We start from the raw sequence: 26,522 nt of genomic DNA on the forward strand, positions 1-26,522 counted from the left end.
GGTGCGCTATTGCAGGCGGTGCTTAATGCACGGGGGCGGGCTCTTTTTTCCGAGGCAGCAGATGTCTCTTAAGCCGTTTGCCGACCTTGTGGAAGTGGCGCTCGACCAGGAGGTAGTACGCGTAGGCAAGCAGGTTACAAATGATCAGTGACAGAAGAATCAGCTGCCACGCCGACAGCACGGCATGTAGGTAGAACCAGATGTACGTAATCACCGAGAAGTGCACAAGATACAGGGAATAACTGAAGCTGGAAAGGAAGATGCTGCCGGAAACGAACCACTTGCCGGCAGATACCCGAAGGCTGCCGCGGGTGCTGCTATTCCCACTGTCAGCAGTACGTGCAGCCCTTCCTTCCAATGCAAAGAACAGGTGGCAGAACGCCACAGCCGACGCCGCCACCGTCACGGCTGCGTGGAGATTCTGCCCCGTGTAGTGAAGACCTGCCACGAACATAATAGAAGCCAGGCCACAGAGCCACACGTGAGCTGAGACGCGCATCCTCCGCATGGTCGGGCCCGCGATGGCGTACAGCATGCCGATGATCCAGGCCAGGGATTCGTAGGATCCGTGGGCCATGTAACCGACAGGGACGGCGATGGCGAACAGCAGAAGGGCCACCCGCAGGATCCCCATCCGCTTGCCGCTGAGCACAGTAAGTGCCAGAATCCCGAACGCCACATAGATCCACCATTCCGCCGTTACGGACCAGAGCGGCGCGCCCGTCCCCACGGGACCGACGTCGATCCAGGTGGTCGAGGTTCGGACGGCAACCTCTTGGAGCACCGGGTGGTTGAACAGCACCGTGAAGCTGCCGGCAATTGCTTGCGGGCTGAGATCGATGGTGATGAACGGCAGGCGCCTGGAACCATGGAACACGAGGAAATCAAAGGCAACGATCAGGGCAACGGCCGGCAGGAGGGGGTAGACAACCCGCGCGAGCCGGTCCATCAGGTAGTTGCCGAAGGTAAACCCTGCGTGGCTCCGTTTCTTGAGCACGGCACTGGTGATCAGATACCCCGAGAGGACGAAGAAAATGACCACGGCGAAGGACTGGATGTAGAAGACCCGGTGTCCGGGGACCATGAAGATGCCCGGCACGAAGATGTTGAGTGCGTGGCCCAGCACAACTGCCTGGGCGGAAATGCCACGGGCGAAATCGAAGAAGACAATTGTCCGCGGTGCCGGCTTTGCCGCCACGCGTTCCGTGGCCGACGTCGGGGGCGCGGCCGTTTCGACGCCGCTGGTGCCAGTCATTGTGAAGCCTTTCCCGTCCGCTTTGCCCTGCGCTGCTGCCATAGTGCCAGTCCGCACCCTGATGCCACAGCCAGCACGCCTGCTGTGATGAGGCCGGACACGATGTCCCGCGGCACCATCAAGAGCACCACGACATACGCGATCGCGGCAAGACAGCACAGCGCATAGGTGCGCATCGGCCACCCGCCGGGGGCCCGCCGTCGTGCTACCAAAAAGTAGACCCCGCCCAGCAGGAAAAACGAGCCCGCGGATGTTGCCGCCATGAGCACCAGGTTCCCGCTGGACGCGGGCCAGAGGGCCGCGAGGGTTGAAATGATCAGCACCGACGGCGTCACGACCGCCAAAATCCATGTCACTTTGTCGGCGAAGAGCAGCGAGGAGGCGTTAAGGTACAGCAGGTACCCCAGGGCGATAAGGGGCATGATCTGTGCCACCGGAATCAGGTCTTCCCGTCCGACGGCCATGACGTGGGTAACCACATTGGCTCCGCCGCTCGCCACTACGACGATCGCCAGGCCGGCGAGACTTGCGGTCTTCATCACTGAACGCATGCGTTCCGGCCGCTCATCCGGCTTTGCCGACATGATCGCCGGGACCCAGGCGTTGTTCAGCGCCCCCAGCAATGTCACCGTGCCCAAGACGAAGATCTGCACTTTGCCGTAGTCGCCGGAAACGCCTTCCGCTGCCACAGCCGCCAGTAGAAAGGCTGCCCCCTGGGTCAGCAACATCATCGATCCCGTGTGGGGAAGCACAGGAAGGCCAATAAGCAGCGCCTCTTTCGCGGCGCCGTGCACGGCGAATGGCTGCGACGGCGGGGCGACGAACAGAGCCCCAAGGGCTGTCAGGCAGACGGCGGCTCCGAAGCCAACCATAAACACGCTGGCGGTGGCGCTTACCAGCAGCATTGCGAGCAGTCCCGCGCCATAGGCGGCCACCGATGACCCGAGGCTGAGCAGCACGAAGGCAACGGGCCGTCCCTGAGCGCGAAGCAGTGCCTGGGCGGCCAACACCGTGGCGAGCAGGCCCATGGTCAGGAGCGCAATGGTAAAGCTGAATGTCCCCTCTCTACCGCGAGCCACCCACCAGTAGACAGCCGCCGCGAGAATGCCCACGACCGCGCCGAACAGGCTCAGAAAGCCGCTGATGGAGCGGGCTTTGGCCGCGCCATTATTATCGAACCACGTTTTGGTGATCGCAAGCGGAAGTCCGGCGGCGCCAAGAACCACACCGATCTGGATCACAGAGACGGCCAGGAACAGTTCCTGCCACTCGGCATCGTTGTTGAGCACACGGAGGGCGAAGGGCTGCACCAGGAAGATGCCAAGACCTTGCATGAGCGCGCCGGCCAGATACAGGACGGAGTTTCTGCCAGTTCTTTCCATAGCGCTACTGTTCCCGGACTCGGCAAGATCTGCCCGCCCGGCGCTACTCACCGCTGAGTCGTAACCATTCGTGCACCCGCCCGATGACCCGGTCCTGGTCCTCATCCGTAAGGTCAGTCGAGCATGGGAGCGAAAGGCCGCGGGCGAACAGATCTTCACCGGTGGCGCCGTCGAGGGTCACTTCATCCTTCAAGGGCGGCTGCATGTGCAGCGGCCGCCACAGGGAACGCGATTCGATATTGACCTCTGCCAGGAAGTCCTGAAGTTCGTCCCGGGCCCCGGCTCCACGCGATACAGGGACAAGCACCGAGTACAGCCAGTATGTGGACTCCTGCCCTGGAAGGTTGGGCGGTATCTGGATCCCGGTTCCGGCGAAGGCGTCAGCGTATCGCGCCGCGATTTTGCGCTTTGTGGCAACAAACCCGTCGAGCCGCTCGAGCTGTGCTACTCCGAGAGCCGCGGCGATGTTCGTCAGCCTGTAGTTGAAGCCGATTTCGTCGTGCAGGTAGCCACGGTCCGGGAGCCGGGCCTGAGTCGAAAGGTGCTTCGCCTTGGCCGCGAGCTCCGGATCGTCGGTGGTGAACATCCCGCCGCCCCCGGTGGTCATGATCTTGTTTCCATTGAACGAGAACGCACCCATGTGGCCGACCGTCCCGACGTGCCGGCCTTCGAGCGGCCCCTCGGTCCACATCGCGCCGAGAGCCTCGGCGGCATCTTCGATCAGGATGATGCCGTATTCGTCGGCAAGTTCTCGCGCGGCCTGGGCGTCGGCTGGCTGGCCTAGGATGTGCACGATCTCGATTGCCTTGGGCAGCTTCTCCCCCGCCGCCATCCTGCGCTCAATCTCCCGGCGCAGGCTTTCAACGTCCATGCACCAGGACTCGGCCAGCGAGTCCACCAAGAGCAGGTCGGCGAACTGGTAGGACGCTGCGTTGGAGCTCGCCATGAAGGTAAAGTCCGACACCGCAACCAGGTCCCCCGGCTGAACGTCGGCCAGGCGCATGGCGATGTGAAGTGCCGCCGTTCCCGAAGCGCATGCCACGGCGTGCTTGGCGCCAACATAGTCAGCGAACTTCTGTTCGAATTCGGAGACGAACTGCCCCACGGAAGAGACAAATCCGCTGGCGACGGCTTCGTTCACGAGCTCGGCTTCACGTTCACCGATGTTGGGGACTGCTAGGGGGATGCGGCTCGCCACAATTGACCTTTCTGGCAAAACTTATCGGGAGTATCGTGCGGCTGCGGAAAGGTCCACGCCGCGGGCCTTGATCCATTCGGCAGACTCGCGCAGGCCCTCTTCAAGGCTTACCTGCGGTGCCCACCCCAGTTCGGCCAGCGCCTGCGACGGGTCCGAAAGAAGATGCATGACTTCGCTGGCTTCCGGGCGGACGCGCTCGTCCTGAGTAATGATCTCCGCCGTCGATCCAGTGACCTTGCGGGCCATTTCAACGAGTTCCCCGATGGAGACGTCGTATCCGGTGCCGAGCTGAATGACCTGACCCTCCAGCGGGATGTCCGCGCTGGCTGCCTTCACGAATCCCTCGGCAGTGTCGGTGACGTACGTGAAGTCACGGCGGGGGGTCAGCGAGCCGAGGTGGATCTTGTCCGCTCCGGCCACCATCTGCTGCAGCACCGTCGGGATGACCGCACGCGCAGATTGCCGGGGACCGTAGGTGTTAAACGGGCGCAGCACCACAACGGGAGTCTCGAAGGAGCTCGCCCACGCCTCGCAGAGCTTGTCGGCGGCGATCTTCGTCGCGCTGTACGGGGACTGGCCGCGGAGCTCGTTTTCGATGGTGATCGGCACGGTCTTGGGGGTGCCGTAGACCTCTGACGTAGAGGTGTTGACCAAGCGCGGCACATTGTGGCGGCGCACGCCCTCGAGTACGTTCAGCGTGCCCACGACGTTCGTCTCCACGTACGAGCGAGGTGCCTCGTAGGAGTAGGGAATCGCGATGAGTGCAGCGAGGTGGAGGACAACGTCCGAACCAGCAACCAGGTCGGAGACATACTCCGCGTCGCGGATGTCGCCGAGGCGAAGATCGACGGAGTCGCGCTCTTCCGGGCTCAGGTCATCAAGCCACCCATAGGAACCGTTGGAGTTGTAAACGCAAAGGGCCCGCACGTTGGCGCCCTGGGCGATCAGCCGCTGGGTGACGTGGCTTCCGATGAAGCCGTCAGCGCCCGTAACAACCACGGTCTTGCCCGTTAGGTTCTGCTGATTCAAGGTGATCACTGGCCTTTCGCTGTTGCTAGGTCTTTGGGAGTTCCGACGTCGATCCAATCGGATTCGATCGGCCATGCGGCCACTGTCTTGGACTGCTCGATGCAGGCCTGAACGAGTTCCGGCATGGAAAAAGGTTCAAGGTACGGCACCAGCGCGAGCGCCTCAGGCGACACAGCGTAAATGCCCGTGCTGATTTCGAATTCGATGCTCGGCTTCTCCACCACAGCGGAGATTGACCGCCCCTCACCGATGTCCAGGACGCCGAAAGGCACCTGGTGGACGTACGGCCGGGCAGCAACGGTCACGCTCGCGTTCTTGGACGCGTGGAAGGCGAGAAGCTCAGCTGCCGAATATCGCACCATGAGATCGGCGTTGGTGACAAGCACCGGCTCGGAAATGTCGGGCCGCTCGTGGTGAAGCAGACCCAGCGCACCGGCAGTGTTGAGGGGCTTGGTCGGGTCCTCGTGCAGATACTTAATGGTGCAGCCGAGGCGGGAACCGTCGCCCAGGTGGGCCATGATTTTTTCGGCCAGATACGCCACCGAGACGTAGATGTTCGTGACGCCCGATTCGACCAGCCCGAGGATGATCCATTCGATGATGGTGCGGTCGGCCACGGTCATCAGCGGCTTCGGGGTGTCCTTGGTCAGCGCGCCCAGGCGCGTGCCCTTGCCTCCGGCCATGATGACGGCAATATTGCTCAAGGACGACCGGCCCACAATGTCGTTGAGCGTGTGCAACCCGATGAGCTTGCCGGAATCATCCACCACCGGAACTTCACTGATACGCAGGCTGCGCATCAGGTCCAGCACGGAGGCGCGCGTGGCATCGGGCCCGACGACGTGCGGTGCCCGGTTGGCGTACTCGTGGACGAGTCCGTCGAGTTCGGCCCCCTTGAGCAGTCCGCGGCGGATGTCACCGTCCGTAAGCACTCCCTGGAGCTTGCCTGACTCGTCGGTGACGAGGGCTATCGCGGACGCGCCGCGGTCGATAGTCTCCAGCGCCTGCCTTACAGTGGCGTCCTGCCCGATGCAGACGTTGCCGAGGGGCCCGTCAATACTCATACGTGTCATTCTCCAGCGCCGATGTCTATGAAGGCTTTGGTTAGCGGGGTCCGTCCGCTGCCAACCACTACGCGTTCGATCCGTTTGGACGAATGCGAGTCCCCATACGGATTGACCACCTGACGGGCCAATTCCTGGAACTCCGCGCTCAAAGCCTTTTCAATACTAGCGTGGATCCCCGGACGCTCGTCGCGGCAGTGGATGACGTTGGCGCCGCTTTCGCGGCCTTTTTGCCGGTCTCCTACGTTGACGACCGGCACGGAAAAGGTTGCGGCCTCGAGAATTCCCGAGGAAGAATTCCCCACCAGGGCATCGATGGTCGCCATGACACGGGGATAAAGCGGTCCCAGGCTCTCCCGCACGATCGCGGTGCCGCCGGAGGCAATCTCCTCAAGTTCGGCCACGATTTCGTTGCGCCCGGCGTCGAAACCCGGATAGGTCAGAATCGCTGTGCCTGCCGCTCCTATCGACTCGTCGAACACCTGACGTGCCAAGGCACCGGCGTTCCCGGACATCTCGGCTGTGGGCGGGTGGTACGTGACCATCAGCAGCGGACGGATCAGGGGCCGGCCAAACTCTGCGTGGAACTCGTCATCTGTAAGTGGATTCGGCTTCCTGAACCGGTCGAGCCCGGGGGCGCCTGTTTGGTGGATCCGTTCCGGCGATTCGCCAAGCTGGGCCACCCGGCGTGCGGCCCCGGCCGTACTCACGCAATGCTGGTCCGCCAGCTTGGTCACAGCGTGCCGGACGCGCTCATCGAGTGCCCCTTCGGTGACTTCCCCGCCATGGAGATGCACCAGCCTCACACCTGAAACAACAACGGACGGGACGACATAGAGCAGCTCCCACCGGTCGCCGAGAACGACGACGGCGTCTGGCTGGCTCCGCTGAATCAGGTCGGCCATGTTCCCGGACAGCTTCGGGCCCAGCGCCAGCTGGCCCAGGACCGATGCATCATCGAGGTGGAGCCCCAGGTCATGGTGCACGAATGCACCGTCCTGCAGTCCTGCCTCAGCAAGCCGGCTGGCTGCTGTCCCGGCCGGGAACCCGACAGCAGTTGCTACGTGCAACTCCACGTCGGGATTTTCGGCCAGCTGGACAAGGACCGGGGCGAGTGGGAAGAGATCCGCCCGCGTCCCTACAAATCCCAGTACCCGCACGTCAGGCCAGGTCCTCGGCGGTCATCGGCGTTCCGGCCTTCACGGCGCGGCCCGCCGAGCGGCCCACAACATGTGCCGACGGCAGGAGTCCGCCCTCCGGGCGGAGGATGGCGACGTCGGCCTCCGTGATCACAGCGCCGACTGCGATGTCCCGGACGGCATGGAAAGAGCGCCGCACCAGTCCGGCGTTCGCTTCCTCGCTGGGCATCCTGCGCTTGTTGCCGTCCCCCAGCGCACGGTAGACGTCACGGACGGAGCGCACGTAGTCCTCGAACTCGGCGCGCTCAAGTGACGCGGAGTGGTCCGGACCGTTGCGCGTCTTGTCGGTGGTGATGTGCTTTTCCAACAGCGTCGCCCCCAGAGCAGTGGCAGCGATGGCCGTCAGGGAGCCCGGCGTGTGGTCGGACCAGCCGACCTCGACGCCGAATTCCTTCCGCATCGCTGGGATGGCGAGCAGGTTGGCCTCGTCCAAAGGTGCGGGGTACGCAGAGACGCAATGCAGCAGGACGGTCGCAGGCGCCTTGGCCGTAGCCTCGAGCGCCGCGGCGATCTCGTCCAGGGTCCCCATTCCCGTGGACACGATCATCGGAATGCCGAACTCGGCGATGGCGGCCAGGTAAGGGGTGTTCGTCAACTCTCCGGAGCCGATCTTGAGTCCCGGAACACCGATGTCCGCCAGCATCCGTGCGCTGTCGTAGTCAAAGGGTGTGGAGAGGAAGGTGATCCCCCGCTCGGAACAGTGATCCCGCAGCTCAACCCAGGCGGTCTCGGGCAGCGTCAGACGCCTCAGCATCTCGGACTGGGACTCGGCGAACCCGGCCTTTTTCTGGTACGGCGTGGTGTCTGCAGCTTCCGTGACCAGGGTTTCGGGCTTGAACGTCTGGAACTTCACCGCGTTGGCACCCGTGTCGGCCGCCATGTCGATAAGTTCATGGGCAACTGCGACGTCACCGTCATGGTTCACTCCGGCCTCGGCGATGACGAAGATTTCCTCGGCAGGGCCGATGCGGTGCGGTCCGAACGTAACGTGCTGGGCTTTGGATTCGATGGTCACAGGGTTGCGCCTTTCTTGGATGTCAATTCCCGGGCCGGAACGCCAATGTAGGTTGCTCCCCCGGCGAGATCACGCGTCACGACAGCGCCCGCACCGATCACAGACAGTCCTCCCACGGTGCAGCCGGGAAGGACGCGGGCGCCTGACCCAACAAATACTCTATTGCCCACGAACGAGGCCCCCAAAAGCACTGACCCCGGGGCGAGGTGCGTCCCGGGTCCGACCCCGACCTCGTGTTCGACGATGGCGCCTGTGTTGACGATGACCGCTGAGCCAATATCGGCCAGCGGGCCCACGTGGGCGTGCTCGCAGACCTGTGCAAGGGCCCCGAGGCGGGCTGTGGGATCAACGGTGGCACTTGCCGCGACCAATGGACCGGTGAGTCGGGCCAGCTCCGGTGAAGCGATGATTGACTCCGCGATGCGGTTCCGTGCGCCGTTGTCCCCTATGCCGACGGCGATCGACAGGGACATTTCCGCGGCAAACCTCAGCGCTTCATCGTCGTCGACAAACACCGTGGGAGTTCGTCCGTCTGCGGCAGCAAAGGGACTGAGGCCCCGTTGCGACGCTGCGGAGTCCCGGGCTGCTCCGGTCAGTCCCGCGTCAGAAACGGCGGCAACGTGGTCTCCGCGGCCGTTGACGATCGACGCAAGGCTGCGCGCGTGCCCGGATGCCCCGAGGATCAGCCAGGCGCCCACCCTAGAGCCGGCCCGACTCTTTGAGCCGGACCGCCTCGACAGCTACCGCCGGCGTGAGCGTCGGCAGCGGTGACGGCAGGTGCTTGAGCGGATGGCGGAGGAAATGGATCGGGGACAGGCTCGCTTCCCCGCTATGGGCACCTTCGGGGCGCTTCCGCAGTCCGAGGACCGCCTGGGCTTTTTCCAGCGGACCACTCGCCCAGTAATCCCAGAACGCACCGATGGAGGGGCTGTTCCAGCCGAGCAGGCTTTTCAGTTCATCCGGCGACTTCATGTCCTGCACACCGAGTTCCATGTCTGCTATGCGCTTGAGCTCCACGTTGTCCGGTGAATGCTCATAGAATTCCGGCCACAGCTCTTGCATCCGAAGCCCGGGGTCCGTTTCTGCGTTCTGACCGAGCTGGAAGTCCGGTCCGTAGATCTCCACGTCGGCGCCAGCAGCTGAGGCGTAGAGGAGTGCCGTGGACATGCGGTTGGAGACCACCTTCTGCGCAGAAGCCATCATCCAGAGGATCCGTCCCAAAAATTGCGGGTCCCGGCGGTCTCCAGCGCTGATGACGTGGTGCCCTGCGTCCGTCCAGGCACTGTAGATTTCAGGGTGCTCGAGGTCTTCAATATGGAGGCACACCGTTGCGGGTCCGTCATGACGGAGGACCTCCTGCGCGAACCCGTCGTGGTCTCCGCTGACTTTCACCAGTGCTGTTCCGTGAAGGGGCAGCACCAGGGGCCCTAGCGTCCGGTCCGGCAGCCCGCCCCTGTCCTGCACCGCTTTCTGGAGATACAGGAACGGCGCCCCGACGGCGGTGATCATGCTAGATCCGTCCGGGAAAAGATTCTCTGGTCCTTCGGGCGAGTATCCGCGCGACGCCGAGGTCCAGACCAGCCGTTTCCGGTTGGCACCGCGGTCATTGAAGTCTGCAAACTGAGCCAGGACAGGTGATTTGACCGTCCATCCGTGTTGAACCAAGCCCGGAATATGGTGAATCCTGTTCATCCCGCAATGGTGCGCGAATGCCGCAGAGTGACCGTAATAGTGATTCTGGATATCCATTTAGAGTAGCGGCGCCTTGAGCAATAGAGTTGAGCAGATGACGCTCACATCATACTTGGATGTCTCGCCAGCCCTGGCTCCGGTGCCTGCGGCGCGGCTAGCCGGACGGCCCGAGAGTGGCCACAGAACCTCGGCACTTGTGAGGGGCACAGGCTCCATTGGCGCCCGCCATCTACGAGTGCTTGAGGGGATGGGTGTTGATGACATCTTCGCACTCCCCGTCCGTCCGACCGCAAGCCTTGCCGGCCGGAGCGACATTCCCGCCTCGGTCAAATTGGTCACCTCGTACCCGGAGACCGACCTGGATGTGGTGATCATCGCCACTGACACCTCGCGGCACGTCGAAGATGCCTTGGAGGCCCTGGACCAGAGCCCCAAAGCCGTCCTGCTGGAGAAGCCGGTCAGCCAGAATGCGGCCAGTGCCCGTACCCTCTCCGCCCACCCGAGGGCAGACACAATTTCCGTGAGCGCGCCGCTGCGCTTCCACCAGGGACTTGCGGCCCTGGCCGACCTGCTCCCGCGCATGGGACAGGTCACCAGCGCCCAGGTTCGTTCCCAGTCCTGGCTGCCGGCGTGGCGCCCCAACCGCGATTATCGCGACAGCTATTCGGCCCGCGCTGCGGAGGGCGGGGCCCTGCGCGACCTCGTCCATGACATCGACTACCCCGTCATGCTCCTCGGTGCGCCTTCCTCCCTGCAGGCCACGCTGGGGTACGGCGTGCTCGGCATCCAGGCCGAAGAATCGGCAGACCTGTTGTGGGGCGACCATGGAGGGGTCCACATCCGGCTCGACTACGTAAGCCCGGTCAAAACCCGCAGCATCCGCATCAGCACCACCGACGGCGCGCTGGGCTGGGACGTTGTGCAGAACGAGATCGCCGTCGAAATCGCGGCGGCGGCAGGCATCCAGCGGAGTTCCATTCGCTTTCCGGATGATGCTTCCGTCGATGTGGTTCTCGCCCGCCAGACCCTTGCCGTTCTGGAGCGGGCGGGCGTGTCCGCCGGCAAGCTGATGGCCGGCTTTGTCCCGGCAGGGCTTTCGGACGGCATTCGCGCCGTAGCCATCTGCGACGCCGCCAGGGCCGCCAACTCCTCCGGCGGGAAAGAACCGATACTGTGGTAGTCAGCTTCAGCTGCAGAAAACTTCAGCGTCCGTTCCGGCACGTTGGGCACGACTTCCGAGGGCAACAACACCATGACTGACACTTCCATCCGCCCCCGCGTTCTGGCGGTCATCCCGGCACGGGGCGGATCCAAAGGCCTACCCGGCAAGAACATCCGCCCCCTGATGGGCAAGCCGCTCCTGGCCCACTCCGTTGCGCTGGCAGCTCTCCTGGGAGATTCTGTCAGGTGCATCGTGTCAACGGATGACGAGGCCATCGCCGAAACGGCCCGTGCGGCCGGCGCTGAGGTCCCCTTCCTGCGCCCCGCCGAGCTGGCCTCCGACACGGCACCCATGAGCGTGGTGCTCCGGCACGCCCTGGCGACCATGGAGGAAGTCGATTCCGTGGCCTACGACATGGTGCTGCTGCTGGACCCGACAAGCCCGACCCGCACCCCCGAGCGGGTGCGCGAGGCCATCGACGCCCTCGTGGCCACTCCGGAGCTGGACGGCGTGGTTGCGGTCTCCGAACCCTTCTTCAACCCGACCTGGGTGGGCGTACGGCCTGAAACCGATGGCCCCGGCCTAGTGAGGTATTTCGAGGAAGGAACAGGCGTCGTCCGCCGGCAGGACGTGCCGCGTTACATGCGCATCAATGGAAGCTTCTACGTCTGGCGGGCGGATTTCATCCGTCGGCTGGAAACCAGCTGGTTCGACGAGGGCCGCCACGGGTTCGTGGAAATACCGGAAACGCATGCTTTCAGCATCGACGACGAACACGAGTTCCGGCTGGTCGAGGCCGTCGTCGGCGCGGGCCTGGCTCCGTTGCCGGGCTATGCGCCCGGCAGGGCGCCGGGCGAGCCCAGCACGGAGCCCGCCAAGTGACCGGGCTGGACAGCCTCTTCAGCCTCAAGGGACGCCGGGCCCTGGTCACCGGAGGCGCCGGTCCCCTGGGACGCGTGCTGGCCGGGACCCTTGCTGCCCAGGGTGCCGACGTCGTCGTCTCGGACGTCGCCGCGGACGCCTGCGAAGACGTCGCAGGTCAGCTGGCCCGCGAGTACGGCGTGCAGGCCATGGCCGTAGCCGTCAACCTCCTCGAAGACGGGGGAACAACTCAACTGGCCAGAGCCATCGACGGGCCACTGGACATCCTTGTAAACAATGCGGCCTTCACCGGTACCTCGGGTATCCCGGGCTACGCCGTCCCCTTCGCGGAACAGACCGACGAGGCCTTTGAGCTCGCGTCAAAGCTGAACCTCCGCGTCCCGTTTTCCCTCGCCCGCGAACTCGCGCCGAAGCTCTCAGCGGATGGACGCGGCTCGATTATCAACGTGTCGTCAATTTACGGGATCGTGGGACCGAACATGGGCCTTTACGAAGGCACCGTCATGGGCAACCCCGCCGCCTACGGCGCCACGAAGGGCGGCATCGTCCAGCTCACGAGGTACCTTTCCACGGTGATGGCCCCCGCAGTTCGCGTCAATGCCTTCGCGCCCGGAGGAATCGCGCGGGGCCAGGCAGGCGAGTTCACCGATCGGTACGAGAAGCTGACCCCGTTGCAGCGGATGGCAACAGAGGACGACTTCCGCGGCGTTGTCGCTTGGCTGTCCTCGGACGCTTCCCGGTACGTCACCGGCCAAACGATTGCGGTCGACGGCGGCTGGAGCGCCTGGTAGCCCCCCGTTGCGGCGCTGTCGCAAGGCCCGCGGACTGGAGCTAGCGGGAGGCTGCCGTTCGGATGCGCCGTATCAGGGACGGCGGCAGGTAGCACATCATGTATAGGGCAGCACGGAATGCCGTGTCGCGGATCAGCTGGCCGCCCGCTGACCTTCCAAGTAACCGGGCGAGGTTCTTGCGCCCGGCATAAACAGTCTTGACGTAGGACGCGCGGGGATGGACGCCCCGGCTGGTTTGGTTGGGGTGGATGCGGTACTCGACGACGTCGGCGTCGAGTACCGCCATACGTCCGCGCAGGGCCAGGCGCAGCCAGAGGTCGTAATCCTCCATCTGCCTCAGCGGGTTATACCCGCCCACCGCCCGGTAGTCGGCGGCACGGAACATGATCGCTGACTGGACGAGAACGTTCTGCTCCAGCAGCTTTCCACGAACGTCAGCGCCTGATGCGTGTCCGAAGGCTCCGATTCTCGTGCCTTCCTCGTCAATCCACGGCGCCTGGCCGGTGACGGCAACTGTGTCCGGGTGGTCGCGCAGGTACGCCACCTGCCGGGCGAAACGACCGGGCAGCGCGACGTCGTCGGAGTCCAGCCGAGCAATGAATTCCCCCCGGGCGTGCTTGCACGCCTCGCGCAGGGCATGTCCCACCCCCTGGGAATTCGTACCGTGGACCAGCCGCACACGGGGATCAGAGACCCATTCAGTGCCCGGGGTCAGTTCCACACCGTCAAGGTAGAGGATCAGCTCGAAGCTGGCACCCTCCTGGTCCAAAACAGAGGCAACAGCCCGGTCCAGCCACCGGTGCATGCTGTTGGTCGGAATGATCAGCGAGACATCAAGTGTAGGTTCTGACGGTCGTGCCGGCATGCTACTTGCCGTCCGTTTCCCAGACTCTCGGAGTCTCGTCAATGGCGATTCGCCGGGACAACTTCGTCAGCGAAATTTCAGTCTGGCGAAACCGCTGGTACGTGGTGGCCATGAAGATCAGGAGCCAAACAACGACGCCGTACAGGACAAGGTCCGTTCCTCGGCCGATTCCGAACCATCCTGCGACCGTGGTCAGCATCTGAGGAAAGAAGATCGACAGAGCTGCGACGAAAGTGAACACCATCAGCATGAGGCGGCGGATGGCCAGATGCCTGGCATTTGAACCGCCCCTCATCAGGATCATGGCAACCAGAACGACGGCGAGTACCAGAATAATCTGGATGACAATAAGCATGAATTACCTCAAAAACAGTTCCGCGAGAATGTTGACCGAGTTCAAAAGGGACTGCCCCTTGGCCTTTGAATAGTCCGTGTAGATGATCTCCACGGGGTGTTCCACGTAGCGGGGCTTCATCGTCGCCAGCCGGTTCACGAGTTCCGAGGCATGGGCCATGCGGTTCTGCGTCAGATTGATGTTGCGGGCAACATGCGGGTTGAAAGCACGCAGCCCATTGTGGGCGTCCGTCAGGTCCAGGCCAGTGGACAGCTTGGACTGGAGCGCGGCAGTTTTCAGTACGATCCGCTTCATCGGGCTGAGCTTGGTGCGGTCGTCAAGGAAGCGCGAGCCGAGGACGATGTCTGCCTCGTTGCTCAGAACGCGGTTCGCCATCTCGAAGGCGTCAGAGACTTTGTGCTGGCCATCGGCGTCGAACGTCACAATGCACCCAAGCGCGGGATCCTGCAGCGCATACTCGATGCCAGTCTGAAGGGCGGCTCCCTGACCAAGATTAATCGGGTGCTGCACCACCACTGCTCCCGCTTCGCGGGCGATTTTTGCCGACTCGTCCGAGCTGCCGTCATCCACGCACACGACGTAGGGGAAAGTAGGCAGGAGACCTCGGATTACATCGCCGACAACGGTGCCTTCGTTGTACATAGGAATGACAATCCACGTTCGATTCACTGGACTAGTCTCCCATACCGAATGCGGGGCCCGGGGACGGCAGTGAGCGCTCGCCCTGCTTACAGTAGTGTTGGCCACTGGTCATATTTCCCTGAACTGTCGAGGAGCCCCCATGCCCTGGGTGACATTCGTGCCCGTTTTACTGCTGGCTGCAGTGATCTTCCTGGGGCCCGGGCTCGTGGTCATGCGCGGAGCAGGAGTCAGGGGCCTTCCTCTCTTCGCGGTATCGGGTCCGACGACGGTCACCATCGCCGGCGTCGTTGCTGTGGCAGCTCCGTACGCCAACATTGACTACGGGATTATCCCTGTGGCCGGCTGCGCCCTGATTCTCACTGCCACGGCTCTCGTGCTGCGCTACGTTTTGGCCATGCGTGGGATTGTATTTGGGGCGCAGCCCCGGCGGTCGTTCGACAGGAGCGCGGAGAACCATGACGGAACGAATCCGGCCCTGACATCAGCACAGGAGTGGGTCAGGCGCGGTGCGATTATTGCCGCCTTCGCCCTGCCGGCAGTAATCATCACGGTGCGGTTTGCGCGAATCATCGGCACGCCCGGCAACATATCCCAAACGTACGACAACATTTTCCACTTGAATGCCATCGGTCATATCTTGATCACCGGATCCGGTTCGTCCCTTACATTGGGGAACCTGACCGCCGCTTCTGCGGCGTTCTACCCCGCGGCGTGGCATGATCTGATCGCATTGGTCGCCTCAACAGCGTCAGTTTCAGTCCCGGAAGCCATCAGCGCCGGCAACATCGTCATTGCCGCGGTCATGTGGCCGCTCGGAATGATGTACCTGATCAGCCGGATCTCAACAGGTCAGGTCTTGCCCATGCTGCTGACGGGGGCGCTCGCTGCCGGCTTCAGCTCTTTTCCTTACCTCATGATCGACTTTGGGGTCCTGTACCCCAACCTGTTGGCGATCGCCATCATGCCGGTCGCATTGGCGCTGACGATCGACCTCCTTGGCCTCAACCCAACGAAGCGGAGGATCGTGCCGGTACTCTGCCAGGGCATCCTTATCCTGCCCGGTCTGGCCCTGGCGCATCCCAGCTTTGTCGTGGCCCTGTTTGGACTGGCCCTCCCACTGCTGCTGACGAAGCTCGTCCGCCTCGCCGCCAGCTACAGGCGCCGGGAGGCCACGGGACGGCAGCTGGCCGGCTTTACAGTCCTGACGGCCGTGTTCATTCCGTTGGTCTTCCTCGTGTGGGACATGGCCGGTCAAAGCCTCACGGCGTCACGGTGGCAGCCCTATCAGACTGTTTCCCAAGCCATCGGCGAGGTTCTTGGCGCCGGACCTCAGGGAAGGCATGTTTCCCTGGTGATGTTCGTGATGCTCGTCGCGGGACTTGTCGCCTCCATCGCACGGCGAAAGCTCGTATGGGTGCTGGGCATGGCCTTCATCGCTGCCGGACTCTTCGTCGTGGCGTCCGCGCTTCCTGCGAGCGAGACCCGGCACTTCCTGACCGGCGTTTGGTACAACGACTCATTCCGGCTCGCCGCGATGCTTCCCGTCGTCCTGCTTCCCCTGGCCGTGCTGGGTGGCGAAGGCATTCTGCGCGGAGCTGCCTCTGCGGCAACAAGGAACCGGGCGGGCGAGACCGCCAGCAGGATCCTGCGCCTTCCCCGCGCGACTGCCTTGGACAAGATTGCGCCCGCCGCCGTTCTGATCGTCGGAGTCTTCGCCATCGCCGTGGGTGCGCAGTTCGGTGCCGTTGGGAAAGAGCAGGTCCTTGCGTCAGCCAACTACAGGACCGGACCGCATGCCCCGCTCGTTTCTACTGACGAGCGGGTGCTTCTGGACCGCCTGCCCAGCCATGTTCCGGCCGAAGCCACCGTTTATGGCGATCCCTGGACCGGTGCGTCCCTTACTGAGGGACTGTCACTGCGCCGCTCTGTGTCCCCGCACATCGTCGGTCGCCGCACGCCAGAAGAACTTGTCATCTTGAGCCGGATCGACGAGGCGGGAGTCAATCCGGTGGTTTGCCCCGCCGTGAAGAAATTGAACGTCCAGTATGCCCTCATCTTCGATGACCATGAGGTCCACGGTGGAGCCCACCCCAATACCGCCATGGACAAGGCTGACAGCGCCCCCGGGCTTAAACTCGTTGATCGGGAAGGACCAGCCAAGCTCTACCAAGTGACCGGTTGCGGCCCGCTGGGCCACCAGTAGATCGTCTTGACTTCAGGCGCCGCCGGCATCCCAACGGTTCAGGTTGTTGGGATGCCAGTGCTCAGGTGAAGGGTATGGGGTTGCCCGCTCTAGGCGCGCAGGGTGGCTACCGCTTGCTCGATCGGGCCGTCAAATGTGATGTTTCCGCGCTCGAGGAGGATTCCGCGGTCGCAGATGCGGGACACAAGGTCCAAATCATGGCTCACCACTACGAGGGTCTTACCCTCCGCCGCCAGCTCTTGGATCTTCTCAATGCACTTCTTCTGAAACGGCTCGTCACCGACCGCGAGAATCTCATCCACCAGGAACACTTCAGGGTCGGTGTGGACTGCTACAGAAAAGGCCAGCCGCAGATACATGCCTGACGAGTAGAATTTCACCTCGGTGTCGATGAATTTACCTATTTCGGCAAATTCCACGATGGAGTCGAAGCGCTCGTTGATCTGCTCCTCCGTCATGCCGAGGATTGCCCCATTAAGGTAGACATTGTCCCGGCCCGACAGATCATGATGGAATCCGGCGCCTACCTCGATCAGCCCGGCTACCCGTCCGCGTGTCCGCACAGTCCCGCTATCGGGCACCATCACACCTGAAATGTGCTTGAGCAACGTCGATTTGCCGGATCCGTTGAATCCCAGGAGGGCAACGGCTTCGCCTTGATCGATTTCCAGCGAGACGTCGTGAAGTGCATGGAATTTCTCTGAGAGATCACCCTTGCGGCCCTTGACGAGCCAGACTATGGCTTCCTTGATCGACCGGGTATGGCGGAGAACGAACTGCTTGTTGATGTTCTTAACTTCAATAGCGGTGGGCAACTTTAAAGCTCCTGTGCAAAACGGCCTTCAAGCCGACGGAAGGTCGCCTGCCCGACGAGCAGAACGCCGGCAGAGACTAACAATGCCACTGGCATCCAAAACTGGAGCAGGTTAGGCGGGAGAGGGGTGCTGCCGTCCGTCGTCGGGAGCCAAAACGCGAAGTGAAATGATTCGACACCCACCGTTATCGGGTTGAATTGATAAACGGTAAACCAGAATTGTCCCAGCTTGTCCGCCACCATAGTCCACGCGTACATCACTGGGGACGCCCATGTCGCCACCATCAAGAGCATGTCGACAAAGTTCTCCGAATCGCGGAAGTAAACGTTCACGGCACCGAACAACAGTCCCAGTCCCGTCGCCAAGAGCCCCACAATGGCAAACCCCCCGACTGCAGCTGCCAACTGGAATACGGAGGGGTGCCAACCCGCGAACACACAGGCCGCAACGAGGATCACGAGCTGCGGAAAGAAGTGCACAGCCGAAACCCATACGGACGCCACCGGAAACAGCTCCCGCGGCAGGTATATCTTCTTGATCAATCCGCCGTTGTGCACAATGGATCGGGAAGCGTTACCCAACGCCTCGGTGAAGAAATTGATAAGTACTATTCCAGAAAACAGGTAGATCGCGTAGTTAGGCAGTCCGTTGGGGTTGCGTGGGCTGTTTTCCAGCCCGAGGAAAACGCCCAGCGCAATGTAGAAAACGATGAACTGCACACCCGGCTTCACATACGACCAAAGCAGGCCCAAAACAGAACCCCGGTACCTGACCTTCAGTTCCTTGCGGACCAGCAGTTTGAGTAAGAACCGCGTGCGGAAGACCTCGGCGAGCCCGCCGCCGACGCCGGGGCGGGCCAACTCCTCCGTGCTAACGCTCATCTACACGTTCACTATGTGCGTCAAAGGTCTTCTTCCACGTTTGTATGGATGTGATCTCAGGCAGCGCAGCCTTGTACTCAGCACTGAGCCTCTTCCAATCCTTCAGCAACAGTGAGTGCAGGCGTACACTCTCTGCAAGCATTGAACGGAGCTCCTTCGGGTCGCGTTTGTACCATGCTGACCCGGTGCCTTCCGCGTTCGTGACGACGGCGGAATCATACTGGGACATGCGCCACCAGCGGTTGTCCTGGTGAGCCACATTCGCTTGAGGCCGGACTTGGCTTGACGGCGCAACGGGCTGCACCAGCTGGCGCAGCACGGTCTTGGCCGCGATCGGGATCAACCCAAGTTTGTTTGGTTCGCGGACACCGTGCCCGTGCTTCGGGGGCTTGTCCAGCTTCGCGGCTGGGAAGGCGTCCGGATCAGTGGCGATCACCGAGTCCGGGTAGTTCTTCATCATGTCCCGGATTTCAGGCAGCTTTTTGGCCAACTGCTCATGCAGCTGCCCCGGCCCGCGCAGGAGATCGCGCAGCGCCATGTTGCGCCCCCGTGCCGTGGCGTACTGCATGGACACAAGGTGCTTGATATCGGCGTAGTGCGACTCGCGGACGATTCGGCCGCCAAACTCGTAGGGACTGTGGACCAGCGCGGCAATGAACCTGTTGCGGGCGTGGAAGTATGCCTGCCACCCCACAAGGTCGTCCTTGTCGATCCAGGAAACATGCCAGACCGCCGCGCCGGGCATGGAAACGGTCGGATAGCCCTGTTCCTTGGCCCGGAGGGAGTATTCGGCGTCATCCCACTTGATGAATACCGGAAGTGCAAGCCCGATTTCACGGATGATCCTCGTTGGGATCAGCGACATCCACCAGCCGTTGAAATCCACATCGGCACGGCGGTGGAGCCAGCTGGTCTGACGCAGGTTCGTCGACTGGAAGTCGTGGCCAAGCAGCATGTCCTCACGGGACTGTTCCCAGAGGAAGCGCCAGGGGTTTACGACCTCACCGAAGGTGTGCAGCACCGTGCGGTTGTACAGGTCGAACATGTGGCCGCCGACGATAGTCGGGGTCTTGCACAGGTCTGCGAAAGTGAGCATCCTTGAGATGCTCTCGGGCTCTACTACGACGTCGTCGTCCATCAGCAGCACGTAGTCGCTGCCGTTCTCGACTGCCTCGTACATGCCACGTGCGAATCCGCCGGAGCCGCCCAGATTGTCCTGGTTGATGATCCTCAGCTTGCCGTCCAACGCCGCAGCCACTTCGGCGAAACCGTCGGCGTCGGAGACTTTCTGAGTCCCTTGGTCAACAACCACGAGCTCCTTGATGTGCTCCAGCGCATCCGGGTTCTCGGACAGCAGCTTGAGGTTGTTGATGCAGAATTCTGTCTTGTTGAGGGTTGTGATCTGCAGCGTGGCGCTACCCTGCCGGCTGTTGTCGCCCTCTGTCAGCCACTCAGCGTTCCGGAGCACGAGAGGCTCAGACCCTGCCACGAGATCGAACCAGTACCAGCCGCCGTCGCCGAACGGGGCGAGGGTCAGGTCAAATGTGCTGACCGAGCCGCCGTCGACATTCCGGGAATCAACGCGTTGGAGCGCACCGCGGGCGTTCGACTTGTAGACAATCACGGACCCCGAACCGGCAGTGGACACAGACAGCCGGACACTGTTGACCGTGGTCCAGCGACGCCAGTAGCTTGCCGCAAATGCGTTGAAGTAGCTGCCGAACGAGACACGCTCTCCTGGCCGGACCGACGTCGAATGACGGGTCAGGAAGTCTTCCACGTGCGCTTCCTTGCTCGGAGCGCTGACGGTCTGGGCCTGGGTCCTGCTGTTGGCCTCAAGGTTCGACGTGGGCAACTGCACACCCGTGGCCGTCCCGGTGTCAAGGTACAGGGGCACGGTGTCCATCTGGCTTTGGCTCGGCAAAATGACCCGCTGCAGGACCCGCCATGCTTGGCCTTCCTCGCTGACGCCCAGGTCCTCACTTTTGGTTGCTGTGCTCATGCGTCCACTCCTCCGCTTTCAAGGTTGGCTCCGCTTTCGAAATGGGGCCGGATCTGGTTGTCGAACATTGTCAGCGCCGACCCGATGGCCATGTGCATGTCAAGGTATTTGTACGTACCGAGCCGGCCGCCGAAGAGAACGTTCTTTTCGTCTGCAGCGAGATCGCGGTATTTGAGCAGGCGCTCGCGGTCTGCGCTCGTGTTGATCGGGTAGTACGGTTCATCGCCCTTTTCCGCGAAACGTGAGAACTCGCGCATGATGACGGTCTTCTCGGCCTGGTAGCCGCGTTCCGGGTGGAAGTGGCGGGGCTCGATGATGCGGGTGTAGGGCACATCGGCGTCGTTGTAGTTGACCACTGAAGTGCCCTGGAAATCACCCACGTCGAGCACTTCTTCCTCGAAGTCGATGGTGCGCCAGGACAGATCGCCCTCAGCGTAGTCGAAGTAGCGGTCCACCGGTCCGGTGTAGACCACCGGGATGCTGCCGACCACTTTGCTCTTGCTGTACTCGTGCGACTCGTCGAAGAAGTCCGTGTTGAGCCGGACCTCGATGTTCGGGTGCTCGGCCATCTTTTCGATCCAGGCGGTGTAGCCGTTGGTCGGCAAACCCTCGTACTTGTCGTTGAAGTACCGGTTGTCGTAGTTGTACCGGACGGGAAGGCGGGAAATGATGCCCGCGGGCAGGTCCTTGGGATCCGTCTGCCACTGCTTGCCGGTGTAGTGCTTGATGAAGGCTTCGTAAAGCGGACGCCCAATGAGCTGAATGCCCTTGTCGTTCAGGTTCTGGGGGTCTGTCCCGGCAAGTTCCCCAGCCTGCTCCTGGATGAGTTCCTTCGCCTCTCCCGGCGTCATGTTGGCGCGGAAGAACTGGTTGATCGTGGCCAGGTTAATTGGCAGGGAGAAGACCTCCCCGCCGTGCACGCCATAGACCTTGTGCACGTAGTTTGTGAAGGCAGTGAAGCGGTTGACGTACTCCCAGACGCGCTCGTTCGACGTGTGGAACAGGTGCGCACCGTAGCGGTGAACCTCAATCCCGGTCTGCTCTTCCTTCTCGCTGTAGGCATTGCCTCCGATGTGGTGGCGGCGGTCGAGGACGACTACCTTCAAGCCCAGCTCACTGGCGGCCTGTTCTGCGATCGTCAGGCCAAAGAAGCCTGATCCTACGATGACGAGGTCAGCAGTCACTAAATCTCCTGTTTCGAATTCGGGCAGCCCAATGTTGTGCATTGTCTGCTGACCTAGCCTACCCGAGTCTCCCCCGACGGCAGTGATCGCAGTCTTGGCGGGGGTTTATCCACATACACGAACATGCAGGATCGGCTGGCAAGCGATGAGGGCTAGCGTTTCCACCAAAGACCCGGAAAGGCGGACACGAATGGAACTGCAGTGCACGCTGGTGCGTGCTCCAGGGTCCCTATCCGAAGGCGGGCCGGTCGAGTTGACGGTCTCGGCTCCGGACGGGTGCCCAGGGTCTGATCTGGAAACCGAACTCTCCCGCTGCTTCCAGACCGGCAGGGTGACGGTGGAGGGCAGGCGTCTGGGCGTGATGACCGTCGGTAGAGCCCCCCTCATCAACGGGGCTGTTCTGGTGGATGGCCCTTCCACCGGTGGCGGGTCCGACGCCGCCGTGCCCGGGGCGGGACCGGCCGGCGAACCTCCCGCTGCCGTGCTCCTCGTGGTGGACAGCGGCCCCGCCGCAGGATCTGTACTTCCGCTGCGACGGGGAAGCTACCGGATCGGCCGGACCAACGTCGAACTGACGATTCCGGATGCAGACCTCTCCCGCGAGCACGCCAGACTCGAGGTCACGGACAAGTCTCTGACCCTTGAGGACCTCGGCAGCATTAACGGAACCGAGGTCGACGGCAAACGGGTCTCAAAAACAGCCGTCGCCATCGGTTCCCGTATCCGCTGCGGCAATTCGTCCATGTCGGTCGTGTTGGCTGCGGCGTCAGGGGCACGGGACACCGAGCTTGGGTGTGCTGGGAGCTCTGTGGCCGAGCCGCTGACCGTGTCACACCCGGCTGTGCCGGCGGGCCGGTCCATGCTGCTCCTCGGGGCGGTCCTCCCCGTGATCATAGGCGTGGGGCTGGTGCTGGTGACGGGGTCGTGGATGTTTCTGGCCTTCACCGCGGTGTCGGCAGTGTCTCTACTTGTCCCGGTGTTCTCGGGCGCCCGGCAGCGCCGCGAGCTCAGATCGGCAGTCGCGGCGGCGGTTGCGCAGGATCAGGATCGACGACGGCGGTCCGCACCGTCCACTGCTGATCTTGCTCTGAGCGCTGCGGTTCCCGTGCGGAGCCCTGCCGGCACCGGCCAGAGTGCCGAACGGGAGACGCCAAAGTACAAGGAAGCGCCAGGGCCGGCGCCAGGGGTCTGGCTTAGGCTCGGTCTGGCGGAACAACTGGCCAACATACGCCTGGAGCCGAACCAGCCGGGCTTCAAACCCCCTGGGCTCGGCGCGGTGCCGCTGCTCCTTGATCCTGGCCTTGCGGTTCTTTCCGTCCGGGGTCCGGAGCCGGAGGTACACGGTCTGGTCCGCTCGTTCCTGATGCAGCTCACGGGATATCCGCTGGCCAGGGGTACCCGGATCGCGATTCATGGGCCGGCTTCTGCCCTGCCGCTGGCGGCGCGGTTCCTTCCCGGCGTCTCGCTCCATTCAAGGGTCCCGGACACCCTGGCGGCCGTGACGGACACGTCCGGCGGACAGGATGCGTCCCGCATTCTCCTCCTCTTCGGCGAAGCAGCAGACGGCACCCCGGAGGCCGGCATCATCACAGCTGCCCGCGGGCTCGGATGGCGGGTGGTCCATCTGCCGGGCCTGGGACATCAGCCGGCGGAAACCGACATTGAACTCGGCGAGCGCCCAGCCATGCTTCGGGCGCGGGCCAGGCATCACCGCTTCGTGCCAGACCTGGTGCCGTCCGGCGTTTTCGACCGCTACTGCCGGACGTACCGCCAGTCCGTCCCTGGGATGCCGGCCGACGGACATCCCCTCCCTGCGAGCTGCGGGCTGGGAGATGTCCTCGACCTGTCCGCTCCTGCGACCGCCCAGCGATGGGCGGCAGGCAGGCTGGAGCCTGGACTCACCATCCCACTGGGCATCACCGATTGGGGTGTGCGTGTCCTGGATCTCGAGGCGGATGGCCCGCACGTCCTCGTTGCGGGCACCACTGGTGCCGGGAAATCGGAGCTGCTTCGCACGATTACCGCCGGGCTCGCCCTGTGCTACCCGCCGGACCGCGTCAATATCCTCTTCTTCGACTTCAAGGGCGGGTCCGGGCTCAGTCCGCTGACTGGCATCCCGCACTGCGTCGGCATGCTGACGGATCTGGCCAGCAACCAGCTGGAGCGCACGATTGTGTCACTGCGGGCGGAAGTCCGCACGCGCGAGCAGCTGCTGGCCGCAGCCGGCGCCCCGGACCTGGCCGCCTATCGCATGGCGCCTGCGGGCGGGCCGCCCCTCCCCCAGCTGATCCTCATCATCGACGAGTTCCGGATGCTCGTCGAGGACGCTCCGGAGACGCTGACCGAGCTGATGAGGATCGCTGCCATTGGCCGTTCCCTGGGCATCCACCTGATCATGGCGACCCAGCGCCCGCAGGGGGCTCTCACAGCGGACATCCGGGCGAACGTCACCACGAGCATCGCCCTTCGGGTGCAGTCCGCGCACGAGTCAGCCGACGTGATCGGCACCAACGCGGCATCGGCAATACCCGTCAACCGGCCGGGCCGTGCCTACCTGGCCAGGGGCACCGAAACTGCTGAGGAGTTCCAGTCAGCATCCATTGCCGGCACCGGCGAGGACCCTGCGGCTTGCCGGGTCAGGGTACTTGAGGCCACGGCGGCTCTGGCGATGCTGCCATCTGACACCGGCAGCAGCCTCCCGCCGGCAACCCCGTCGGACGCCGCCAGGCCTGTAGTGGAGCTGGCTGCCTCCCTATGGGCCGGAATGGGGGGTTCTCCGGTCCGCCGTCCGCTCGCTCCGCCGCTTCCGGACGTACTGACCGATCCCGCCGACCTGGCCGCACTCACCGTAGATGGCCTCGCCGTTGCGGCGGGCGCCGTCCCTGCAGACGTTGTACATGCAGGCGCCGTCCCTCGGGCGGCCGGAGATCTGGCCATAGGCCTGGGCCTGCTGGACCTGCCCGAGGAGCAGCGGCTAGCCGGTCTCACCTGGCGGCCCGGGACCGATGGGCATCTGGCGCTGATCGGCGCAGGATCCCCGGATGCCGCCCACGCCATGTCAACGGCGATGCAACAGCTGCTGGCCCACCCCACGGAATGCCACCTCTATGCCCTCGATGCGGACGGGTCCTTGGCGGGAATGGCGGGCGCGCACCGCGCCGGGTCCTTTGTGAACCTCGACGACCTCCGCCGCGGTGTGCGCCTCCTGGAGCGCCTGGGGGCCGAGGCGTCTGGGCGGCTCAGCCGGCTCCCGGGAGCTTTCGGGCCGCCGCTGGTGCTGGTCATTTCAGGCTGGGGCTCCTGGCTGTCGGCCCTTCGCTCCGGCCCTCTGACCCGCGCCGAAGACCAGGTCCAGGACATTGTCCGGGACGGCCACCGCACCGGAATCACCGTGGTGATCTCCGGCGACCGGGAACTCGTAACCTCGCGGTTCTTTCCCGCCATCCCCAACCGCATCTACTGCCCGCGGGGCGCCAGCGCCGAGAGCAGGCTCGCGTGGCCCAAGATGCCGGCCCTTCCGCCAGTTCCGGGTCGGGCCGTGGCATCCGGTGCTTTGTCGGCCGGGCGCCAGGCGGTCTGCCAGCTCTATACCCCAGGAGGTCGACGCGCCGGTTCCGGAACTGTCATTGCCCTCGGCGAAGCGGTGCAGGGACCGGTGCGCGTCAAGCCCTTCCGCGTCGATCCCCTTCCCGTGCAACTCTCTGTGGCGGACTTGCTCTCCCGGATGCACAGAGCCGATCGAACTTCAGTCGGCGCTGCTTCCGGTGGGCGTGCTTCAGACGTCCCTTTGCACGGATCAGCTCCCGCAGCGGCCCACCCTTTGCGCATAGCCGCGCGATGCCTGGTGGTTGGCGTGGGCGGGGACGAACCCGCCCCTGCCGGGGTGCGCTTGCCGGGAGGTGCTGTCCTCGCCGTACTGGGCAGTGCCGGTTCGGGCAAGTCCTCGTTCCTGGCGTCCCTGCCGGCGCTCAATCCCCTGGTGGCCGGCTGGCTGCACCCGGGCCCGGAGTCCAATCCGGGCGATTTTTGGGCTGCGGTCCACCGCGACGCCGTCGAAGGAAGCCTGCCGAGGGACGCCATACTCCTCGTCGATGATGCCGACATGCTGCCTGCCATCTCCCAGCAGCAACTCGCGGACCTGAACAGTCGCGGCTGGGCGATAGCTTTCTCAGCCGCGTTCAGCCAGTCACTGATGCAGCGGGTCCCGCTCGCGATGGCAGCCCGCAGCGGCGGCAGGGGCATCCTCATTGCGCCCCGCAGTCCGCTGGATGGCGACATCTTCGGCTTGCGGATTGACCCGGATCCGCACCCGCCGCCGGGACGCGCCCTACTCGTGGCCGAGGGCACGGCGGTGCCCGTTCAACTGGCGGTGGCCGACGAAGTCAGGAGGCGTTAGAGTGCCGGCGGGGCGGAAGCGGCGCGGGAGGCGAAGCGGATCACGCGCTTGTCGAACAGCAGAACGATGGCCGTGGCGGCCGGGATCAGCATCGCGGCGCCGGCCACCGGGAATCCGCCGGTGAGCGTGGGGAAGCCGATGGTCAGCACGAACAGCTGGGCCACCAGGGCACCCGCCCTCGGCCAGCGGAAGCCCCGGAACAGGAAGACGGCGACGGCATACAGCCACGACGAAAAAGCCAGGAGCAGCCCGAGCGTGAAAATGGCACCCCAAAACGACATGACAGGCGCACCGCTGACCAGCTGGAAACCGTACCAGGCTGCTGCGCCCAGCAGGGCCGTGGCCTCGGCTCCCACAATCCCGGAGATCAACGCGACGGCGCGGGGACGGACGGGACTCGAGGGATCCATTCCCGCGGAGGTCTGGTCCTCCGGCAGTCCGCCGTCTCCGGCATCGAACGGGCCGGACGGGTCTTCTGGGGGTCTTGACACACTGGCACACTACCCGAGA

22 protein-coding genes are annotated in these 26,522 nt (G+C 63.7%); 5 read left to right on the top strand and 17 right to left on the bottom strand.

Annotated elements, in window-relative coordinates; translation table 11 throughout:
- Nucleotides 1-22: 22 nt before the first annotated feature.
- The 9 genes from ACHMXB_RS09440 to ACHMXB_RS09480 are packed head-to-tail and all read right to left on the bottom strand — an operon-like array spanning nucleotide 23 to nucleotide 9,651.
- Nucleotides 23-1,255: an acyltransferase family protein gene (locus ACHMXB_RS09440; protein ID WP_395404709.1), complete on the bottom strand. Its 1,233-nt coding sequence runs from the start codon at nucleotides 1,253-1,255 to the stop codon at nucleotides 23-25.
- The gene (locus ACHMXB_RS09445; RefSeq protein ID WP_395404711.1) at nucleotides 1,252-2,637 is read right to left on the bottom strand and encodes a lipopolysaccharide biosynthesis protein; all 1,386 of its coding nucleotides are present in this window, start codon (nucleotides 2,635-2,637) and stop codon (nucleotides 1,252-1,254) included. Before ACHMXB_RS09445 ends, ACHMXB_RS09440 begins: the two co-directional genes overlap by 4 nt.
- A 43-nt stretch (nucleotides 2,638-2,680) precedes the next feature.
- A complete protein-coding gene (locus ACHMXB_RS09450; RefSeq protein ID WP_395404713.1) occupies nucleotides 2,681-3,835 on the bottom strand; it encodes an aminotransferase class I/II-fold pyridoxal phosphate-dependent enzyme in 1,155 nt (384 codons plus the stop codon).
- A 21-nt stretch (nucleotides 3,836-3,856) separates the two neighbouring features.
- Complete coding sequence (locus tag ACHMXB_RS09455) at nucleotides 3,857-4,873, bottom strand: SDR family NAD(P)-dependent oxidoreductase (RefSeq protein WP_395404715.1); 1,017 nt, start codon at nucleotides 4,871-4,873, stop codon at nucleotides 3,857-3,859.
- Nucleotides 4,870-5,928 (bottom strand): sugar phosphate nucleotidyltransferase, encoded by a 1,059-nt coding sequence (locus tag ACHMXB_RS09460; protein ID WP_395404717.1) that lies wholly within the window; start codon nucleotides 5,926-5,928, stop codon nucleotides 4,870-4,872. The genes ACHMXB_RS09455 and ACHMXB_RS09460 overlap by 4 nt, the downstream gene beginning before the upstream one ends.
- A 5-nt stretch (nucleotides 5,929-5,933) precedes the next feature.
- Nucleotides 5,934-7,088 carry a UDP-N-acetylglucosamine 2-epimerase gene (neuC, locus tag ACHMXB_RS09465; protein ID WP_395404719.1) on the bottom strand — a complete coding sequence of 385 codons (1,155 nt, stop codon included), beginning with the start codon at nucleotides 7,086-7,088 and terminating at the stop codon, nucleotides 5,934-5,936.
- A 1-nt stretch (nucleotide 7,089) separates the two neighbouring features.
- Nucleotides 7,090-8,142, bottom strand: a complete 1,053-nt coding sequence (locus ACHMXB_RS09470; RefSeq protein WP_395404721.1) for an N-acetylneuraminate synthase family protein — start codon at nucleotides 8,140-8,142, stop codon at nucleotides 7,090-7,092.
- Nucleotides 8,139-8,840 carry a transferase gene (locus ACHMXB_RS09475; RefSeq protein WP_395404723.1) on the bottom strand — a complete coding sequence of 234 codons (702 nt, stop codon included), beginning with the start codon at nucleotides 8,838-8,840 and terminating at the stop codon, nucleotides 8,139-8,141. Before ACHMXB_RS09475 ends, ACHMXB_RS09470 begins: the two co-directional genes overlap by 4 nt.
- 1 nt (nucleotide 8,841) lies before the next feature.
- A complete protein-coding gene (locus tag ACHMXB_RS09480; protein ID WP_395404725.1) occupies nucleotides 8,842-9,651 on the bottom strand; it encodes a hypothetical protein in 810 nt (269 codons plus the stop codon).
- A gap of 277 nt (nucleotides 9,652-9,928) precedes the next feature.
- On the opposite strand from ACHMXB_RS09480, the gene ACHMXB_RS09485 reads away from it, so the two are divergent.
- From ACHMXB_RS09485 to ACHMXB_RS09495, 3 genes are all read left to right on the top strand, one after another.
- Nucleotides 9,929-11,014 carry a Gfo/Idh/MocA family protein gene (locus ACHMXB_RS09485; protein WP_395404727.1) on the top strand — a complete coding sequence of 362 codons (1,086 nt, stop codon included), beginning with the start codon at nucleotides 9,929-9,931 and terminating at the stop codon, nucleotides 11,012-11,014.
- 72 nt (nucleotides 11,015-11,086) lie between these two features.
- Entirely contained in the window at nucleotides 11,087-11,878 is a 792-nt protein-coding gene (locus tag ACHMXB_RS09490; RefSeq protein WP_395404729.1) for a cytidylyltransferase domain-containing protein, read from the top strand.
- On the top strand, nucleotides 11,875-12,669 hold the full coding sequence (locus ACHMXB_RS09495; protein ID WP_395404731.1) for an SDR family oxidoreductase: 795 nt from the start codon (nucleotides 11,875-11,877) through the stop codon (nucleotides 12,667-12,669). The genes ACHMXB_RS09490 and ACHMXB_RS09495 overlap by 4 nt, the downstream gene beginning before the upstream one ends.
- Before the next feature lie 40 nt (nucleotides 12,670-12,709).
- On the opposite strand, the gene ACHMXB_RS09500 is transcribed toward ACHMXB_RS09495, so the two are convergent.
- The 3 genes from ACHMXB_RS09500 to ACHMXB_RS09510 are packed head-to-tail and all read right to left on the bottom strand — an operon-like array spanning nucleotide 12,710 to nucleotide 14,558.
- Complete coding sequence (locus tag ACHMXB_RS09500; protein ID WP_395404733.1) at nucleotides 12,710-13,534, bottom strand: glycosyltransferase; 825 nt, start codon at nucleotides 13,532-13,534, stop codon at nucleotides 12,710-12,712.
- A gap of 1 nt (nucleotide 13,535) precedes the next feature.
- Nucleotides 13,536-13,889: a DUF2304 domain-containing protein gene (locus tag ACHMXB_RS09505; protein WP_102972000.1), complete on the bottom strand. Its 354-nt coding sequence runs from the start codon at nucleotides 13,887-13,889 to the stop codon at nucleotides 13,536-13,538.
- Nucleotides 13,890-13,892: 3 nt separating this feature from the next.
- Entirely contained in the window at nucleotides 13,893-14,558 is a 666-nt protein-coding gene (locus ACHMXB_RS09510; RefSeq protein ID WP_258006486.1) for a glycosyltransferase family 2 protein, read from the bottom strand.
- Nucleotides 14,559-14,670: 112 nt separating this feature from the next.
- Between ACHMXB_RS09510 and ACHMXB_RS09515 the strand changes: the two genes are divergently transcribed.
- Nucleotides 14,671-16,734, top strand: a complete 2,064-nt coding sequence (locus tag ACHMXB_RS09515) for a DUF6541 family protein (protein WP_395404735.1) — start codon at nucleotides 14,671-14,673, stop codon at nucleotides 16,732-16,734.
- Nucleotides 16,735-16,823: 89 nt separating this feature from the next.
- Here the strand turns inward: ACHMXB_RS09515 and ACHMXB_RS09520 are convergent, their stop codons facing one another.
- Genes ACHMXB_RS09520 through glf form a run of 4 tightly spaced genes read right to left on the bottom strand, consistent with a single transcriptional unit; the run spans nucleotide 16,824 to nucleotide 21,616 of the window.
- Entirely contained in the window at nucleotides 16,824-17,549 is a 726-nt protein-coding gene (locus tag ACHMXB_RS09520; RefSeq protein ID WP_102971997.1) for an ABC transporter ATP-binding protein, read from the bottom strand.
- A 2-nt stretch (nucleotides 17,550-17,551) separates the two neighbouring features.
- The gene (locus tag ACHMXB_RS09525; protein ID WP_102971996.1) at nucleotides 17,552-18,430 is read right to left on the bottom strand and encodes an ABC transporter permease; all 879 of its coding nucleotides are present in this window, start codon (nucleotides 18,428-18,430) and stop codon (nucleotides 17,552-17,554) included.
- Nucleotides 18,420-20,432 carry a glycosyltransferase gene (locus ACHMXB_RS09530; RefSeq protein ID WP_395404738.1) on the bottom strand — a complete coding sequence of 671 codons (2,013 nt, stop codon included), beginning with the start codon at nucleotides 20,430-20,432 and terminating at the stop codon, nucleotides 18,420-18,422. The genes ACHMXB_RS09525 and ACHMXB_RS09530 overlap by 11 nt, the downstream gene beginning before the upstream one ends.
- Nucleotides 20,429-21,616: a UDP-galactopyranose mutase gene (gene glf, locus ACHMXB_RS09535; RefSeq protein ID WP_395404740.1), complete on the bottom strand. Its 1,188-nt coding sequence runs from the start codon at nucleotides 21,614-21,616 to the stop codon at nucleotides 20,429-20,431. Before glf ends, ACHMXB_RS09530 begins: the two co-directional genes overlap by 4 nt.
- A gap of 190 nt (nucleotides 21,617-21,806) precedes the next feature.
- Between glf and ACHMXB_RS09540 the strand changes: the two genes are divergently transcribed.
- Nucleotides 21,807-26,012 carry an FtsK/SpoIIIE domain-containing protein gene (locus ACHMXB_RS09540; protein WP_395404742.1) on the top strand — a complete coding sequence of 1,402 codons (4,206 nt, stop codon included), beginning with the start codon at nucleotides 21,807-21,809 and terminating at the stop codon, nucleotides 26,010-26,012.
- Here the strand turns inward: ACHMXB_RS09540 and ACHMXB_RS09545 are convergent.
- The gene (locus ACHMXB_RS09545; RefSeq protein ID WP_395404744.1) at nucleotides 26,009-26,503 is read right to left on the bottom strand and encodes a hypothetical protein; all 495 of its coding nucleotides are present in this window, start codon (nucleotides 26,501-26,503) and stop codon (nucleotides 26,009-26,011) included. The two genes, ACHMXB_RS09540 and ACHMXB_RS09545, sit on opposite strands and share 4 nt — an antisense overlap.
- Between the last annotated feature and the right edge of the window lie 19 nt (nucleotides 26,504-26,522).

It is taken from the genome of Arthrobacter sp. UC242_113, from assembly GCF_044054585.1.
In the GTDB taxonomy this organism is placed as follows: domain Bacteria; phylum Actinomycetota; class Actinomycetes; order Actinomycetales; family Micrococcaceae; genus Arthrobacter.

Coding starts and splice junctions, on each gene's coding strand:
- ACHMXB_RS09540 (WP_395404742.1), top strand. CDS start 21,807: ATGGAACTGCAGTGCACGCTGGTGCGTGCTCCAGGGTCCCTATCCGAA.
- ACHMXB_RS09500 (WP_395404733.1), bottom strand. CDS start 13,534: ATGCCGGCACGACCGTCAGAACCTACACTTGATGTCTCGCTGATCATT.
- ACHMXB_RS09480 (WP_395404725.1), bottom strand. CDS start 9,651: ATGATCACCGCCGTCGGGGCGCCGTTCCTGTATCTCCAGAAAGCGGTG.
- ACHMXB_RS09440 (WP_395404709.1), bottom strand. CDS start 1,255: ATGACTGGCACCAGCGGCGTCGAAACGGCCGCGCCCCCGACGTCGGCC.
- ACHMXB_RS09460 (WP_395404717.1), bottom strand. CDS start 5,928: ATGAGTATTGACGGGCCCCTCGGCAACGTCTGCATCGGGCAGGACGCC.
- ACHMXB_RS09490 (WP_395404729.1), top strand. CDS start 11,087: ATGACTGACACTTCCATCCGCCCCCGCGTTCTGGCGGTCATCCCGGCA.
- ACHMXB_RS09505 (WP_102972000.1), bottom strand. CDS start 13,889: ATGCTTATTGTCATCCAGATTATTCTGGTACTCGCCGTCGTTCTGGTT.
- ACHMXB_RS09485 (WP_395404727.1), top strand. CDS start 9,929: ATGACGCTCACATCATACTTGGATGTCTCGCCAGCCCTGGCTCCGGTG.
- ACHMXB_RS09515 (WP_395404735.1), top strand. CDS start 14,671: ATGCCCTGGGTGACATTCGTGCCCGTTTTACTGCTGGCTGCAGTGATC.
- ACHMXB_RS09525 (WP_102971996.1), bottom strand. CDS start 18,430: ATGAGCGTTAGCACGGAGGAGTTGGCCCGCCCCGGCGTCGGCGGCGGG.
- ACHMXB_RS09530 (WP_395404738.1), bottom strand. CDS start 20,432: ATGAGCACAGCAACCAAAAGTGAGGACCTGGGCGTCAGCGAGGAAGGC.
- ACHMXB_RS09445 (WP_395404711.1), bottom strand. CDS start 2,637: ATGGAAAGAACTGGCAGAAACTCCGTCCTGTATCTGGCCGGCGCGCTC.